This is a genomic window from Bradyrhizobium sp. SPXBL-02, from assembly GCF_051853065.1.
GTDB lineage: Bacteria > Pseudomonadota > Alphaproteobacteria > Rhizobiales > Xanthobacteraceae > Bradyrhizobium.
In genome coordinates, this window is sequence record NZ_CP182474.1 from 6,792,397 (window position 1) to 6,807,074 (window position 14,678).

Genomic DNA, 14,678 nt, shown 5'->3' on the forward strand with positions numbered 1-14,678 from the left:
ACCTGCGAGAGGAATGGGAAATCGCGGGCCTTACACCACTTTGGGCGGGCCCGCGCAAGACGGACAGTTCCGAAAAGTGAACGCCTAGAAGCGGAGCCACTTCAGGAGCCCGAGCCCGATCGCGCCGTTGACGATGAGGAAGATCGCGACGATGAGGTTGAGAAGCCGCGGCATGATCAGGATGAGCACGCCCGCAATCAACGACAGGATCGGCGAAATGTGGGCGACGGTGATGTGCATGAACTATCTTTCTGTGAGGTGAGGCGAATCGCGCGGATCATAACCGGCTGGGTTCCGGGAGTAGAGATGCGCAAGGGCTGCTGCGAGTTCCGGCCTCACGAAAACTGCCCGAAATTGCCGCGAATGCGGCAGGCCTTTTCCCGGAACATTGGCGTCGGGCAACGCATTGGCAACCGGTCGCGCCGCTGGCGCGTCCGAAGAATCACGTCGAAGGAGTTGTCCATGCGGAACAGGATTCTTGCTCTCGCAGCGCTCGCGGCCGCGACAAGTGCGCCCCTTGCCGCGCAGGCGCAAAGCGATGTCACGATCGGACGCGCGCCCGCCGTGGTCGACAGCGCGCCGACGATTGCGGTCGAACAGCGGCCGGCCTTCCGCGAATATGTCGTCGAGCAACGTGTGCCGGCCTTTCGCATTCCGGATCGCGTGGTGGTCGGCACCACCTTACCCGAAGCAGGCGTCACTTATTATGACGTGCCGCAACGTTTCGGCGCCACGACCTATCGCTACACCGTCGTGAACGGCGAAACCGTGCTGGTCGAGCCGCGCTCGCGCCGCATCGTCGAGGTGCTGGACTAATAACGCTGCCGCTCCGTTCGATGTCCGGCGCGTCACATCAGGCTGGCGCGAGCAGTGTTAGATCGGACATCAGGCCCCGCCCGGTCCTCCCCCCGCCGGGCGGGGCTTTTTTGTTCTGTCATTCCGGGGCGCGCCACTTGGCGCGAGCCCGGAATCCATTTGTCAGCATAATGCGCGGCACGGTGGATTCCGGGCTCGCGCTCCGCGCGCCCCGGAATGACAGCGGTGTTTGCGGCGCGGCCGCGTCTCAATCCTGGATCTTCGAGAAATCCGCCACCGCACGCGTGGCGCTGCGGATCTCGTTGAGGAGCTTCAGGCGGTTCTCGCGCACCTTCGGATCGTCATCGTTGACGCGCACCTTGTCGAAGAAGGCATCCACCGGCGGACGCAGCTTTGCCATCGCGCTCATCGCGGCGGCGAAGTCTTCCTTGGCCACCGCAGCGCTGGCTTCCGCCTTGACCTCACCGATCGCCTTGGCCAGCGCCTTCTCCTCAGCAAGGCTGTAGAGCGCGGCATCGGGCGCACCGTCGAAGCTGCGCTTGTCCTTCTTCTCCTCGATCGAGAGGATGTTGCTGGCGCGCTTGGTGCCAGCGAGCAGGTTCTTGCCGTCGTCAGAGTCGAGGAATTTTCCGAGCGCCTCGACGCGGCGGACGATCATCAGGAGATCGTCCTGGCCGCCGAGCGCGAACACGGCGTCGACGAGATCGTGACGTGCGCCCTGCTCGCGGAGCTGGACTTTCAGGCGGTCGGCGAAGAAGGCGAGCAGGTCGCTCGGAAGCTTCGAGGCATCGGCTGGCTTCACCGACAAGCCGGCGAGCGCGGATCCCGCCACCTTCATGAGCGACAGACGCAACGCGTTCTCGGCAATCAGTCGGATCACACCCAGCGCCGCGCGACGCAACGCATAGGGGTCCTTGCTGCCAGTCGGCTTTTCGTCGATCGCCCAGAACCCAACCAAGGTATCGATCTTGTCGGCGAGCGCCACGGCAACGCTGACCGGATCGGTCGGAACGCGATCCGCAGGACCTTGCGGCTTGTAGTGTTCCTCGCTAGCCGAAGCGACGGAGGCATCCTCGCCCTGTGCGAGCGCGTAATACTTGCCCATCAGCCCCTGCACTTCAGGGAATTCGCCGACGACTTCCGTCAGCAGATCCGCCTTCGCCAGATGCGCAGCGCGCGTTGCCTTGCCGACATCAGCGCCGACGAGCGGCGCGATCTCCGCGGTCAGGCGCTCGATGCGCTTGATGCGCGCAGCCTGTGTGCCGAGCTTCTCGTGGAACACGATCTGCTCGAACTTCGGCAGCCGGTCCTCGAGCTTGGTCTTCAGATCCGTCTCGTAGAAGAACTTCGCATCCGACAGCCGCGCGCGGATCACGCGCTCGTTGCCGGCGATGATGGTATTGCCACCGTCGGTCGCCTCGATATTGGCGACCAGGATGAACTTGCTCGCGAGCTTGCCCGTCTTGGGGTCGCGCACCACGAAGCACTTCTGGTTGTTGCGGATGGTGGCGCGGATGACTTCGTCGGGGGTCTTCAAGAATTCCGGTTCGAACGAGCCCATCAGCACGACCGGCCATTCGACGAGGCCGGCGACCTCGTCGAGCAGGTTCTGGTCCTCGACCAGCTCAAAACCTTGCGCGAAGGCGAGCTGCTTGGCGTCGGTGAGGATGGCATCCTTGCGGCGCTCGGGATCGAGCACGACTTTGGCGGCAAGCAGCTTTGCTTCATAATCCTCGAAACGGCGCACCTGAATTGGCGCCGGCGCGAGGAAGCGGTGGCCGTAAGTGGTCTGGCCGCTTTCGATGCCGTCGACCTCGAACTTCACGACATCGGGCTCTTCGGTCTCGAGGCCGAAGGTTGCGGTAATCGCGTGCAGCGGACGCACCCAGTTCAGCGAGCCGGGCTTGCCGGAGCGCGCGCCCCAGCGCATCGATTTCGGCCAGGGGAAGGTGCGGATGATGACGGGCAGGATTTCCGCGAGCACGTCGATCGCGTCGCGGCCGGGCTTCTCGATCAAGCCGATGTAGAAATCACCCTTGGGGTCGCGCTGGATTTTTGCTTCCTCCAGCGACTTCAATCCCGTCGCTTTGAGGAAGCCCTGCACGGCCGCCTCGGGCGCGCCGACTTTGGGGCCGCGGCGCTCGGTCTTCAGGTCAGGCTGGCGCGCAGGGATGCCGTGCACGGTGAGCGCAAGGCGCCGCGGCGTCGCAAACGCCTTCGCGCCCTCGTAGACCAGGCCTTCGGCAACCAGCTTGTCGGTGACCAGGCGGCGGAGATCGTCGGCCGCCTTTCCTTGCATGCGCGCGGGGATTTCTTCCGAGAACAGCTCAAGCAAAAGTTCGGGCATCAGGCCGCTCCGCCCGCTTCAGTGTGGATCCAGGCCTCGCCGCAGGCCTTGGCCAGCTCGCGCACGCGCAGAATGTAGCTCTGCCGCTCGGTCACGGAGATCACGCCACGCGCGTCGAGCAGGTTGAAGACGTGGCTCGCCTTGATGCACTGGTCGTAGGCCGGCAGCGCCATCAGATGCTGCTTCTTGTTGCCGCCGTCGCGCCAGCCGGCATCGAGATATTTCCGGCAGGCCGCCTCGGCCATCTTGAACTGCTCGAACAGCATCGCGGTGTCGGCGTATTCAAAGTTGTGCCGGGAATATTCCTGCTCGGCCTGCAGGAACACGTCGCCATAGGTGACCTTGGCATCGCCCTCGCGGCCGTTGAAGTTGAGGTCGTAGACGCGGTCGACGCCCTGCACATACATCGCGAGGCGCTCGAGCCCGTAGGTGAGCTCGCCCGCGACCGGCGCGCATTCGAAGCCCGCGACCTGCTGAAAGTAAGTAAACTGGCTGACTTCCATGCCGTCGCACCAGCACTCCCAACCGAGGCCCCAGGCGCCCAAGGTCGGGCTCTCCCAATCGTCCTCGACGAAACGGATGTCGTGCACGGCGGAATCGATGCCGATCGCGGCGAGCGACTTCAGGTACAGCTCCTGAAGGTTCGGCGGCGACGGCTTCATGATCACCTGGAACTGGTAGTAGTGCTGCATCCGGTTCGGGTTCTCGCCATAGCGGCCGTCCTTGGGCCGGCGCGAGGGCTGCACATAGGCGGCGTTCCAGGGTTTTGGCCCGAGCGCGCGCAGCGTGGTCGCCGGATGGAAGGTGCCCGCACCCATTTCCATGTCGTAGGGCTGCAGGATCACGCAGCCCTGCTCGGCCCAGAACCGCTGGAGCGCGAGGATGAAGCCCTGGAACGAGCGTTCCGGGCGCATATGGGCGGGCAATGAGGCGTCCATCGTCAGATCGGGCTCTCGCGGGGGGTTTTGAATCGCGCGGGACCGTATCGACGGCGGGGATGGGAATCAAGGCGAAGGGGGTGGATTCGGGCCGATCCCGGACGGTGCGGTAGGGTGGGCAAAGCGAAGCGTGCCCACGTCTATTTCTCCGCCGGGAAGTTGGTGGGCACGGCGCAAGAGCGCCTTTGCCCACCCTACGGCGCCGGGTTGGCAGCGCCTATCCCGGCCGGTAAGCTCCGGTTACGGGGTCACGCTTCAGCGTCTGGATATCCCCCATGCGGGCGGCTTCAGCGACGCGCGACAGGCGCATCTCCTCCAGTTCCTGGTTGATCCGGACAGCGGTCTTGTAGGCCCAGCGGACCACGGCAAGCCCGCCCAGGACGCCCGCGAAAGCGACGAACGGCGGCATCGATCGATCCTCGTCTCATGCTCAGCCCCCACTTGCATTGTTGCGCAGATGGACCTGCGCCGCAATTGGTGCCGTCCGGGCGAAATGGCGCGGGAGCGCGAGCCCTAGAACCCGAATTTCGCCCAAATCGCCCGCGTTTCGACCGCCGAGATCAGCTCGTCCGGCAGGCCGGCCATTGATTCCAGGGCCGAAAGCTGCCCCGCGCCGGGCGATTTCCGCCCCAAAAAGCCGGAGAGCAGCCCGGTCGGCTGCGCGATCACGGGGGTGAGAACCTTCTCGCCGAAGCGGGCACGAAGAGTTGAGCGGAGATCGCCGATGCTGTCGGCGAGCCCTAGCGCGATCGCGCTTTCGCCCGCCCAGTATTCGCCCGTGAACAGCGTGTCGTCGGCTCCCTTCAGCCGGGCGCCGCGGCTCTCCTTGACCAGCGAGATGAAGATCTGGTGGATCTCGCGCTGGATCGCCTTCAGTCGCATGACGTCATCGGGGTTTTCCGGAAGGAACGGGTCGAGCATCGCCTTGTGCTCGCCTGACGTGTAGAGGCGCCGCTCGATGCCGAGCCGCCTGATCGCCTCCTGGAAACCGAAACTGCCGCCGACCACGCCGATCGAGCCGAGGATCGAAGAGGGATCGCAGATGATCTCGTCGCCGGCGCAGGCGATCATGTAGCCGCCGGAGGCCGCGACGTCCTCGACGAACACGAGCACCGGCAGCTTCTTCTCCGCGGCAAGCTGCTTGATGCGCAAGAAGATCTGGCGCGACTGCACCGGCGAGCCGCCGGGCGAGTTGATCACCAGCGCCACCGCCTTGGCGTGACGATAGGAAAACGCGCGCTCGAGCACCCGCGCCACGCCGGCAAGCGTCAGGCCCGGACGCAGCGGCGTCACCGCACCGATCACACCGGACAGCCGCACCACCGGCACGACCGCCGTGCCGGGACGAAAGCGCGCCGGCAGATATTGCATGAGCTTGTCGGCCAGGCCGGAACTCTCACGATCGTTCAATTGTTCGTCCATGGCCTTACCTCTGATTAACCATTTCTTATCACGCGAGTGTCATTGAAAGTGCCTGGAACGTGTTTTGCAGAATCCCCGTTGGGAAGCTGCAATAGGCAGCGGAGGAAACGCCATGAAGATCTATCTGCTGTTGCTGCTGATCGGTGCGCTTTTCACGGCGATTCGCTTTACGTCCCCGCAAGAGCAGCAGACGGAATCGCTGCCGCAGTAAGCCGTCACGGCTCCGCCAGCGGCAACGCCGCCCTCCCCTCCAGAATATCCCGCACCTCTTTTTTAGGCACGTTTGACTCCTCGTTAAGCATGAGCCCGGGCAGCAATCGCGTCGGTGCCCGGCCGCCTTTGACTGCGCGCACCAGCACGCGGATCGCGGGCTTTCCCGCTTCGCCATGAACCGGTAGAATCGCAAGGCTGCCGAAGCCGCGTGACAGCGCTGCCATGACGTCGCCGAGTCCGTCCGCGCGCCAGATCAGAGTCAGCACGCCGCTCGATCGGAGAATACGCCGGGCTGCATGCACCCACGCATGCAGCGTCTCCTCTGTCGCCACATGCGCGATGTGGGCGCCTGATCCGGTGAGCCGCGATGGCGTGCGGGATCGTTGAAGGGCGGGTTCATCAGCACGGCGTCGGCGCTGTCGGGCAGAAGTCCGTTCGCTGCAAACGCCTGCGCATCGGCGGTGACGTCGAGCACGATGACCTCGGCGGCGATCGCGTTCGCCGCGGCGTTGGCCCGCGCGAGCTCCGCCAGTTCCGGATCGATCTCGACCAGGCTGAGCCTGATCCCCGCGACGCGCCGCGCAAGCGCAAGGCCCGCCGTGCCAATGCCGGCGCCAAAGTCGACCACGCGGTCCCCCGCCTTAGCGTCAATCGCCGCTGCGAGCAGGACGGCGTCGTGCCCGGCGCGATGGCCCGACCGCTTCTGCATCAAGCGCAACTGCCCGCCGAGAAAGGCGTCCTCGGTAATATCCGCGGCCTCAATCATCGCCGCGCAATTCGTGGCTGAGGCCGGCCTCGGTGAGGAGCGCCCTGGCCTCCTCGGCGTCGTCCTCATGAACCAGGATCCGCCGCGGCAATATGCCGAGGGAGCCTTCGATGATGCTCATGTTCTGGTCGAGCACCAGATGGTGGATGTTGGCACCGTCGAGCAGCGCGCCGATCGCCGACACCAGCACCATATCGTTGGTCCGAACCAGTTCACGCAAAACGCAGATCTCCTGCCTGAAAGTGGCTAACGCGGCAAATGTCAATGGTTCCGCGGGCCTTGCCGCATTCGCCGCCAGTTTCTATTGTATTTCCATCAGAATAGCCCTTCCGGGGCAAATATTGGAGACCGGCGTGGCCGTCATCGTACCTTTCGAAACTCCCGGCGCGTCGATCGAAGAGCTGGTTGCCCTTGTCGCCCCCGATATGGAGCGCGTCAATGCCACGATCCTGTCGCGGACCGGGTCGGACGTGACCATGATCCCGGAAGTGGCCAACCACCTGATCTCCTCCGGGGGAAAACGCCTGCGGCCGATGCTGACGCTCGCCATGGCCAACCTCGCCGGCTACAACGGTGATGGCCATATCAAGTTAGCTGCCTCCGTCGAGTTCATGCATACCGCGACGCTCCTGCACGACGACGTCGTCGACGAGAGCGAGATGCGCCGCGGCAAGCTGTCGGCGCGCATGCTTTGGGGCAATGAGGCGAGCGTGCTGGTCGGCGACTTCCTGCTGGGCCAGGCCTTCCGCATGATGGTCGAGGTCGGCTCGCTGCGCGCGCTCGACATCCTCTCCGCGGCCGCCGCCACCATCGCCGAGGGCGAGGTGATGCAGCTCGCGGCTGCCAAGAACACCGCGACCACCGAGGACGAATATCTCGCGGTGATCCGCGGCAAGACGGCCGAATTGTTCGCGGCCGCCTGCGAGGTCGGCCCGGTCATCGCCAACCGCCCGAAGGCGGAGCAGACCGCGTGCCGCTCGGTCGGCATGAATCTCGGCATCGCCTTCCAGCTCGTCGATGACGTGCTCGACTACGGCGGCAAGAGCGCCAAGCTCGGCAAGAACACCGGCGACGATTTCCGCGAAGGCAAGATCACGCTGCCCGTGGTGCTCGCCTTCCGCCGCGGCAACGACACCGAGCGCGCCTTCTGGATCCGGGCGCTGGAGCGCGGCGAGATCGGCGATTCCGATCTCGATCACGCCCTCGGCCTGATGAACAAGCACCGCGCGCTCGAGGATACGCTGAGCCGCGCCCAGCACTACGGCGCCATGGCCGTGGATGCGCTGGCGCTGTTCCCGCCCTCGCCGATGAAGAGCGCGCTGGAGCAGGTCGTGGCGTTTTGCTTGGCACGGTCTCATTAGGCCTGACGCCCTTCGTGGCCTCAGCTACGCTCCGGCACCTCAGGGTGACGGTGACGGATGAGTGCGCGCTGCTTCCACAGCGTCATTGCGAGCGCAGCGACTTGTCCGCCGAAGCCTTGGCGAAGGCGGAAGCAATCCAGAATCCCGCCGCGGAGACGACCTGGATTGCTTCGCTTCGCTCGCAATGACGGAGTCTGGCGCCACCGGCATCGCTCGCTCTCATGTCCCGGACGCGCTGCAGCGTGAAACGCTGCTGCGCAGAGCCGGGACCCATGCGACGTCCAGCGATGAGCACGATGGGCCCCGGCTCTGCAGCGCACACCGCCAAGGGGCGCTGCGCTGCGTCCGGGGCACGAGAGCGTCTGTTCAGCAACTGCGCTTTATTCTCATTCGCTCCACATGCGTCGCCCACCAGTTACTTGCATTTTGCAAGTGACTGCCCTACCTTCCCCGCCATGCAGCCCAAATCCCCTTCCATCCTGGAATGCCCGGTCGGCCGCGCGGTGGAGACGGTCGGCGAATGGTGGAGCATCCTGATTCTGCGCGATGCGTTTCAGGGTGCGACGAAGTTCGACGAGTTCTCGCAAAGCCTCGGCATTGCGCCGAACATCCTGTCGCGGCGGCTTGCGCATCTGACCGAAAGCGGCATGTTCGTGCGTCGCCGCTATCAGGAGCGCCCGCCGCGCTACGAATATGTGCTGACGGACAAGGCGCGGGATTTCTTCCCCGTGATCGCTACGCTGCTGGCCTGGGGCAACAAGCATCTCGCGCCGAAGGGCGCTTCCATCCTGCTGGCGAACCGGGGCGACGTCCGCCCGTTCGAGCCGGTCGTGGTCGATGCCGTCGACAAGCGCCCGATCACGCTCGCCAATGCGGTCGTCGTCGCGGGTCCCCGCGCCAGTCGCGGCATGCGCGCGCGGCTCGCTTCGCTCAAAGCCATGAACCCGGCCGTCGCGCCGGCCGGAGACTGACATGCGTCGTATCGTCGTGACGGGAATGGGCGCGGTGTCGCCGCTTGGCTGCGGCGTCGAACTGACGTGGCGGCGGCTGCTCGCGGGGCAAAGCGGGCTGCGCCCGTTGCCGGAATGGGCGGAGGCGCTGCCGGCGCGCATCGCAGGTCTCGTGCCCGACAAGGCCGATGATGCCGAAGGCGGTTTTGATCCGGCGCACGCCGCCGCGCCCAAGGATCAGCGCAAGATGGACCGCTTCATCCTGTTTGCGCTGCTCGCCACGGCGGAAGCCGTCGCGCAGGCCAAATGGACGCCGCAGGATGCAGGCGCGCTGGAACGCACCGCGACGATCATCGCATCCGGCGTCGGCGGCTTTCCGGCCATGGCGGAGGCGGTGCGCATCACCGAGCAGCGCGGCGCGCGCCGGCTGTCGCCGTTCACGATCCCCTCGTTCCTCGCCAATCTCGCCGCCGGCCACGTCTCGATCAAATATGGCTATAAGGGCGCGCTGGGCACGCCCGTCACGGCGTGCGCGGCCGGCGTGCAGGCGATCGGCGATGCCGCGCGCATGATCCGATCAGGCGAAGCAGACGTTGCGATCTGCGGCGGCGCGGAGGCCTGCATCGACATCGTCAGCCTCGGCGGCTTTGCGGCGGCGCGTGCACTGTCGAGCGGTTTCAACGACGAGCCCGCGCGCGCCGCGCGTCCGTTCGATCGCAACCGCGACGGTTTCGTCATGGGCGAAGGCGCCGGCATCCTGGTGATCGAGGCGCTGGAGCATGCGCAAGCCCGCGGCGCCACCCCGATCGCCGAGATCGTCGGCTACGGCACGACCGCGGACGCCTATCACATGACGTCGGGGCCGCCGGATGGCGACGGTGCGCGCCGCGCCATGGAGATCGCGCTCCGGCAGGCCAAGCTTGCGCCTGCCGATGTGCAGCACCTCAACGCGCATGCGACTTCGACACCGGCCGGCGACGAGAGCGAGCTTGGCGCGATCGGCGCGCTGTTCGGCCGTAACCGCGGCATTGCCGTCAGCGCGACCAAATCGGCCACGGGTCACCTGCTCGGCGCCGCCGGCGGACTGGAAGCGATCTTCACCGTGCTTGCGTTGCGCGACCAGATCGCGCCGCCCACGCTCAATCTCGAAAACCCCGATGCGGGCGCTGAAGGCATCGACATCGTCGCAGGTCACGCGCGGCCGATGCCGATGCGGCATGCCATCTCCAACGGCTTCGGCTTCGGCGGGGTGAATGCCAGCGTGATCTTCCGCCGGATGGGCTAAACGAGAGGTATTGCAATCGCCGCCCGCTCCGCTACGAAAACGGGATGATCGAAACGAATTTTGGGCTGTTCCTGGCCGCAGCTCTCCTCATTGCCGCAATTCCAGGCCCCGGCATTTTTTACGTCGCGGCACGAACCTTGTCGGAGGGGCGTGCCAGCGGCTTTGCCTCGACCGCGGGCACGGCGCTGGGCGGATTGGTCCATGTGGTCGCGGGCAGCCTCGGCATCTCCGCCATCCTCCTGGCCAGCGCGGAGCTGTTTGCTGCCGTGAAATTCGTCGGCGCGCTCTATCTGGTCTGGCTCGGCATCAAGACGTTTCGCAGCGCCGGCAGCAACCTGTCGCTTGGGAGCGAGCCCATCGATGACAAGCGCGCGTTCCGCGACGGCGTGCTGGTCGAGGCGCTCAATCCGAAGACTGCCGCGTTCTTCCTCGCCTTCATTCCGCAGTTTCTCGACCCCGCTGGATCGAACCCGACGCTGCAATTCATCCTGCTGGGTGCGATCTCGGTGGCGTTGAACACGCTCGCCGATGTCGTGGTGGTGCTGATGGCCTCGGCGACGCGCGCGCAGCTGATCGGACGGCCGCTTCTGATGCGGCGCCTCACGCAAGGCTCCGGCGTTTTCATCGCGAGCCTCGGCCTCTCGCTCGCCCTGGCGCGGCGGCCGGCAAATGGCTAGCGCCCCGCAAGACTGCTTCTATGAATCGCACGGCCTGCGGCTGCATTACGCCGACTGGGGCAACGAGGGCGCACCCGTCGCCATCCTGGTCCACGGCGGTCGCGATCATTGCCGCAGCTGGGATCACATCGCGCGCTCGCTGCAACCGCATTTTCGTGTCGTCGCGCCCGATCTGCGTGGTCATGGCGATTCCGACTGGACGAAAGGCGGCAGCTACGCGCTGACAGAATATGTCTACGATCTCGCGCAGCTGGTTCGCAGCATCGCAGCGCCTCAGGTCACTCTGATCGGCCATTCGATGGGCGGCATGGTGAGCCTGATCTTTTCGGGCGCATTCCCCGAACGGGTCACCAAGCTCGTCGTCCTCGACGGCGTGACCATGCTGCCGGATACAGCAAAGCCGCCGGCGCATGAGCGCATCGGCAAATGGGTCGGCCAGCTCGACAGGCTGCACGACCGCACCCCGCGCCGCTATGCGACGCTCGAAGACGCCGCCGCGCAGATGATGCTCCATAACAGGCGCCTCGCCCGCGACCTCGCGCTGGATCTCGCCACGCATGGCGCGCGGCGGAACGAGGACGGCAGCTATAGCTGGAAGTTCGATCCCTACCAGCGCGCCGCTGCGCCGCACCGGCTCTGGCCCGACGATCACATCGAGCTATGGTCGCGCATTACGTGCCCGACATTGCTGCTCAATGCCGGCGAAAGCTTTCTGGCGGGCGCCAGAGCGGCGGGCCTGGAGCACTATTTCCAGAACGCGCGCGTTAAGACCATCGCCGGGGCGGGACACTGGCTGCAGCACGACAAGCCGCAAGAGGTGTTGGGTGAGATCCGGCGGTTTCTGGGATTGGCTGAGGAAAGCGGCGACTAGCTCGCTGCCGTAGGGTAGCCAAAGGCGCAACGGCGCCGTGCCCACCATGCATCCAGATTGCGCGAATGGATTGGTGGGCACGCTGCGCTTTGCCCACCCTACGGCAGTGTGCACGCATCACGCAGCTACATCCACGTCATTGCGAACGTAGCGAAGCAATCCAGGCTGCCACCGCGGAGGGATTCTGGATTGCTTCGCTACGCTCGCAATGACGGATAGAGCTAGCTCAACGTGCCCGCATGCACCCACCAGCCGGGGTGATCGCGGCGGATCTTTTCAGCGGCGGCATGCGCCTCGGCAGGCGCGCCGTAGATCGCAAAGCACGTCGCCCCGGAGCCGGACATGCGGGCGAGCTTGACGCTGGCGGAGGAGCGCAAGGCTTCCAGCACCTCGCCGATCACAGGCTCGATGCGCAGCGCAGGCGCCTCGAGGTCGTTGCCGACGGTGTCGAGAACCTCGACCCAATCGGAAATCGAGCCGCCCTCCTCCGGCCAGGCCGGCGCGCGGATGACGTCGGTGACGCCAACGCGGAGTTCGCCGTTGCGCAGGCCCAGCGCCTGGAACACGTCCTTGGTGGCAACCGGCACGCGCGGATTGACCATGACGCAGGGCATGCTCGGCAGCGCGAGCGGCAGCAGCTGCTCGCCGACGCCGGTCATGTCGCAGGCGCGCGAGAGCAGGCACACCGGCACGTCGGCGCCGGTCGCGAGCGCGACCTTCTGAATGCGGGGATCGTCGAGCGACAGATCGTTGAGACGCGCCAGGAGCCGCAGCGCGGCCGCGGCATCCGCCGAGCCGCCGCCGATGCCGGCCGCAACGGGGAGCACCTTGTCGAGCGCGAAGGCGCCCAGCTTCAGCCCAGGGACGGCTTCGGCCAGCAGCTTGGCCGCCTTGAGCACCAAATTGTCGGCGGTATCGCCGCAGGCGGCAGCCAGCGGCCCCGTCGTGGTCAGCTTCAGCTCGTCGCCCGGCTCCAGCATCAGCCGGTCGGCGCAATCGGCGAACGCGACCACGCTTTCGAGATCATGATAGCCATCGGCCCGACGGCCGACGACGCGAAGGCTCAAATTGACCTTCGCCCGCCCCTCTTCAATCAACGCCGACATTGGCGATCAGCCCCCAAAGACTCACTTGTCTGCGCATGATCTTATCGGAAAACCGCTACACACTTTTCCGGATCATGCGCGTAGCTTAGCCGCCCTTGCCGTCGTCCTTCTTCTTCTCGGCCTGCGCCGCAGAAGAGTTCGAATTGTCGTCGGGAAGGCCACCAGCGATCTTGGCCTCGATCTTCGGCAGCTCTTCCGGCTCGGGCTTGAGATCGCGCGCGTGCGACCACTGGAATTTTGCCTCCAGCGTGCGGCCGACGCGCCAATAGGCGTCGCCGAGGTGGTCGTTGATGGTGGGATCCTCGGGCTTGAGATCGATCGCGCGCTCGAGGTTCTTCACCGCCTCCTCGTAATTGCCGATGCGGTAATAGGCCCAGCCGAGGGAGTCGACGATGTAGCCGTCGTCGGGACGTTGCTCGACGGCACGCTTGATCATCTTCATGCCTTCGTCGAGATTCACGCCCTGGTCGATCCAGGAATAACCGAGATAGTTGAGGACGTGCGGCTGGTCGGGCTGCAGCTCCAGCGCCTTCTTCATGTCGGCCTCGGCCTTGGCCCATTGCTTGGAGCGCTCCTCGCAGATGCCGCGATAATAGTACCAGACGCTGTTGGCCTTGTCGTTGCCGGCCGGCAGCACGTCGATGCCTTTCGAATAGGTCGCGCCGCACTCGCCAAAGCGCTTGCGGCCGCGCTCGATGTTGCCGAGCGCCATGATGGCTTCGAGGTCCTTGGCATCCTCCGTCGTGACGCCCTTGAGGATCTTGATCGCGTCGTCGGTGCGGTCGGCGGAATCGAGATCGATGGCGAGCTGGATCTGCGCGTTGCGCTTGAGCGGCGAGTTCGCGGGCACGCGCTCATAGACCTTGATGGCCATCTGCGGCCGCTTCACCGATTCATAGAGATCGGCGAGCGAGAGCAGCGCCAGCGGATGGCTCGGCTGCAGGTAGAGCGAGAGCTGGAGATAGACCAGCGCCAGATCCTCGCCGCCGCGGCGGGTCAGCGTCGCGCCGATGCCGTAGAGGGCTTCGGCAGCGCCAGCCTGCGCGGAATCGACCAGCGGCGGCATCTTCTTGCCGGCCTTGGTGTCGCGCAGGCCTTCCTGGATCAGCGGATGGCGTGCGAGCTTCTTGTCGAAAGCCTGATAGACATTGGTGGCCGCGGCGGAATCCTTGTTGCGCGACAGCCAGCGCGCATAGGCCTCGGTGACGCGCAGCATGGAATCGTCGAGCTTGTAGGCGCGCTCGAAGCGGGTGCCGGCGTCCTTCTCCTTGCCGGAGAGCTCCAGGATCATGCCGGTGTGAAGGTCCTTGAACAGCGGGTACCATTCCGGACCTGCCAGCTTGTCGATGGTGGCGACACCGCCCTTGGCATCGCCCGCACCATAGGCGGCCCAGCCCGACAGCAGCGTGGCGACGAGATCGGTGATGGGACCGCGGATCGACTGGTTGATGTTGGTCTGCGCGGCCGCGTACTTCTTCACCTTGAGATCATGCACGCCGACGACGAGGCGCGCGACGCGGTTGGTCTTGTCGATGGTGAGGATGCGCTCGGCGAGCTTGACCGCCTCGTCGATGTCGCCGTCGGCGACCGACGAGATGAAGGCACGATCGAGCAGCTCGTTGTTCTTGGGATCGGTGCGGAGCGCCGAACGGTAGAATGCTGCGGCCGATGCCGCGTCGCGCTCGACGCTGGCGTGGCGGGCGGCGAGATAGCTGCCGGCGCCAGTGAGCGACTTCAGATCGTTTCGCGTCGGGAATTGCGCCGCCGTGTTCTCCGGATGATCCGGCGTCTGCGCCAGGACCGCGCCGGGGACCGTCGCGATCGCAGTGCCCATGAGGGCGATGGCGGCAGCAGTCCAGCGGTTGAAACGATTTGAAAACATCAGGGCTCGCCTTAAGTTGGTGGTGCCTGGGTTTGCAGCAGACG

General features: G+C 65.5%; 14 protein-coding genes and 1 pseudogene. 6 read left to right on the forward strand and 9 right to left on the reverse strand.

The window, feature by feature from the left end; all coding sequences use genetic code 11:
• Window positions 1-84: 84 nt before the first annotated feature.
• Window positions 85-240, reverse strand: coding sequence for a DUF3096 domain-containing protein (locus tag ACNJYD_RS31585; protein WP_008562090.1), 156 nt, complete (start codon window positions 238-240; stop codon window positions 85-87).
• Window positions 241-462: 222 nt separating this feature from the next.
• On the opposite strand from ACNJYD_RS31585, the gene ACNJYD_RS31590 reads away from it, so the two are divergent.
• Entirely contained in the window at window positions 463-816 is a 354-nt protein-coding gene (locus ACNJYD_RS31590; RefSeq protein WP_172787503.1) for a DUF1236 domain-containing protein, read from the forward strand.
• 247 nt (window positions 817-1,063) lie between these two features.
• Here ACNJYD_RS31590 and glyS read toward each other — a convergent pair whose 3' ends face one another.
• From glyS to ACNJYD_RS31620, 6 genes and pseudogenes are all read right to left on the reverse strand, one after another.
• Window positions 1,064-3,163 (reverse strand): glycine--tRNA ligase subunit beta, encoded by a 2,100-nt coding sequence (glyS, locus tag ACNJYD_RS31595; protein ID WP_439364321.1) that lies wholly within the window; start codon window positions 3,161-3,163, stop codon window positions 1,064-1,066.
• Window positions 3,163-4,101 (reverse strand): glycine--tRNA ligase subunit alpha, encoded by a 939-nt coding sequence (locus ACNJYD_RS31600; protein WP_172787505.1) that lies wholly within the window; start codon window positions 4,099-4,101, stop codon window positions 3,163-3,165. Before ACNJYD_RS31600 ends, glyS begins: the two co-directional genes overlap by 1 nt.
• Before the next feature lie 217 nt (window positions 4,102-4,318).
• Window positions 4,319-4,510: a hypothetical protein gene (locus ACNJYD_RS31605; protein ID WP_028178670.1), complete on the reverse strand. Its 192-nt coding sequence runs from the start codon at window positions 4,508-4,510 to the stop codon at window positions 4,319-4,321.
• A 104-nt stretch (window positions 4,511-4,614) separates the two neighbouring features.
• Window positions 4,615-5,523, reverse strand: coding sequence for a S49 family peptidase (locus ACNJYD_RS31610; RefSeq protein ID WP_439364322.1), 909 nt, complete (start codon window positions 5,521-5,523; stop codon window positions 4,615-4,617).
• 215 nt (window positions 5,524-5,738) lie between these two features.
• Window positions 5,739-6,502: pseudogene (locus ACNJYD_RS31615) on the reverse strand (tRNA1(Val) (adenine(37)-N6)-methyltransferase).
• Window positions 6,495-6,722, reverse strand: a complete 228-nt coding sequence (locus tag ACNJYD_RS31620) for a putative signal transducing protein (RefSeq protein ID WP_008562067.1) — start codon at window positions 6,720-6,722, stop codon at window positions 6,495-6,497. The pseudogene ACNJYD_RS31615 and the gene ACNJYD_RS31620 overlap by 8 nt, the downstream one beginning before the upstream one ends.
• Window positions 6,723-6,855: 133 nt before the next feature.
• On the opposite strand from ACNJYD_RS31620, the gene ACNJYD_RS31625 reads away from it, so the two are divergent.
• From ACNJYD_RS31625 to ACNJYD_RS31645, 5 genes are all read left to right on the forward strand, one after another.
• Entirely contained in the window at window positions 6,856-7,863 is a 1,008-nt protein-coding gene (locus ACNJYD_RS31625; RefSeq protein WP_172787508.1) for a polyprenyl synthetase family protein, read from the forward strand.
• A 455-nt stretch (window positions 7,864-8,318) separates the two neighbouring features.
• A complete protein-coding gene (locus tag ACNJYD_RS31630; RefSeq protein WP_439364323.1) occupies window positions 8,319-8,834 on the forward strand; it encodes a winged helix-turn-helix transcriptional regulator in 516 nt (171 codons plus the stop codon).
• Window position 8,835: 1 nt separating this feature from the next.
• Complete coding sequence (fabF, locus tag ACNJYD_RS31635) at window positions 8,836-10,098, forward strand: beta-ketoacyl-ACP synthase II (RefSeq protein ID WP_439364324.1); 1,263 nt, start codon at window positions 8,836-8,838, stop codon at window positions 10,096-10,098.
• A 44-nt stretch (window positions 10,099-10,142) separates the two neighbouring features.
• Entirely contained in the window at window positions 10,143-10,775 is a 633-nt protein-coding gene (locus ACNJYD_RS31640) for a LysE family translocator (RefSeq protein WP_439364325.1), read from the forward strand.
• The gene (locus tag ACNJYD_RS31645) at window positions 10,768-11,646 is read left to right on the forward strand and encodes an alpha/beta fold hydrolase (protein ID WP_439364326.1); all 879 of its coding nucleotides are present in this window, start codon (window positions 10,768-10,770) and stop codon (window positions 11,644-11,646) included. Before ACNJYD_RS31640 ends, ACNJYD_RS31645 begins: the two co-directional genes overlap by 8 nt.
• Before the next feature lie 221 nt (window positions 11,647-11,867).
• Here ACNJYD_RS31645 and ACNJYD_RS31650 read toward each other — a convergent pair whose 3' ends face one another.
• Together ACNJYD_RS31650 and ACNJYD_RS31655 are read right to left on the reverse strand one after the other, a co-directional pair.
• The gene (locus ACNJYD_RS31650; RefSeq protein ID WP_172787513.1) at window positions 11,868-12,752 is read right to left on the reverse strand and encodes a 4-(cytidine 5'-diphospho)-2-C-methyl-D-erythritol kinase; all 885 of its coding nucleotides are present in this window, start codon (window positions 12,750-12,752) and stop codon (window positions 11,868-11,870) included.
• An 85-nt stretch (window positions 12,753-12,837) separates the two neighbouring features.
• Window positions 12,838-14,634, reverse strand: a complete 1,797-nt coding sequence (locus tag ACNJYD_RS31655) for a tetratricopeptide repeat protein (protein WP_212259089.1) — start codon at window positions 14,632-14,634, stop codon at window positions 12,838-12,840.
• Window positions 14,635-14,678 lie beyond the last annotated feature (44 nt).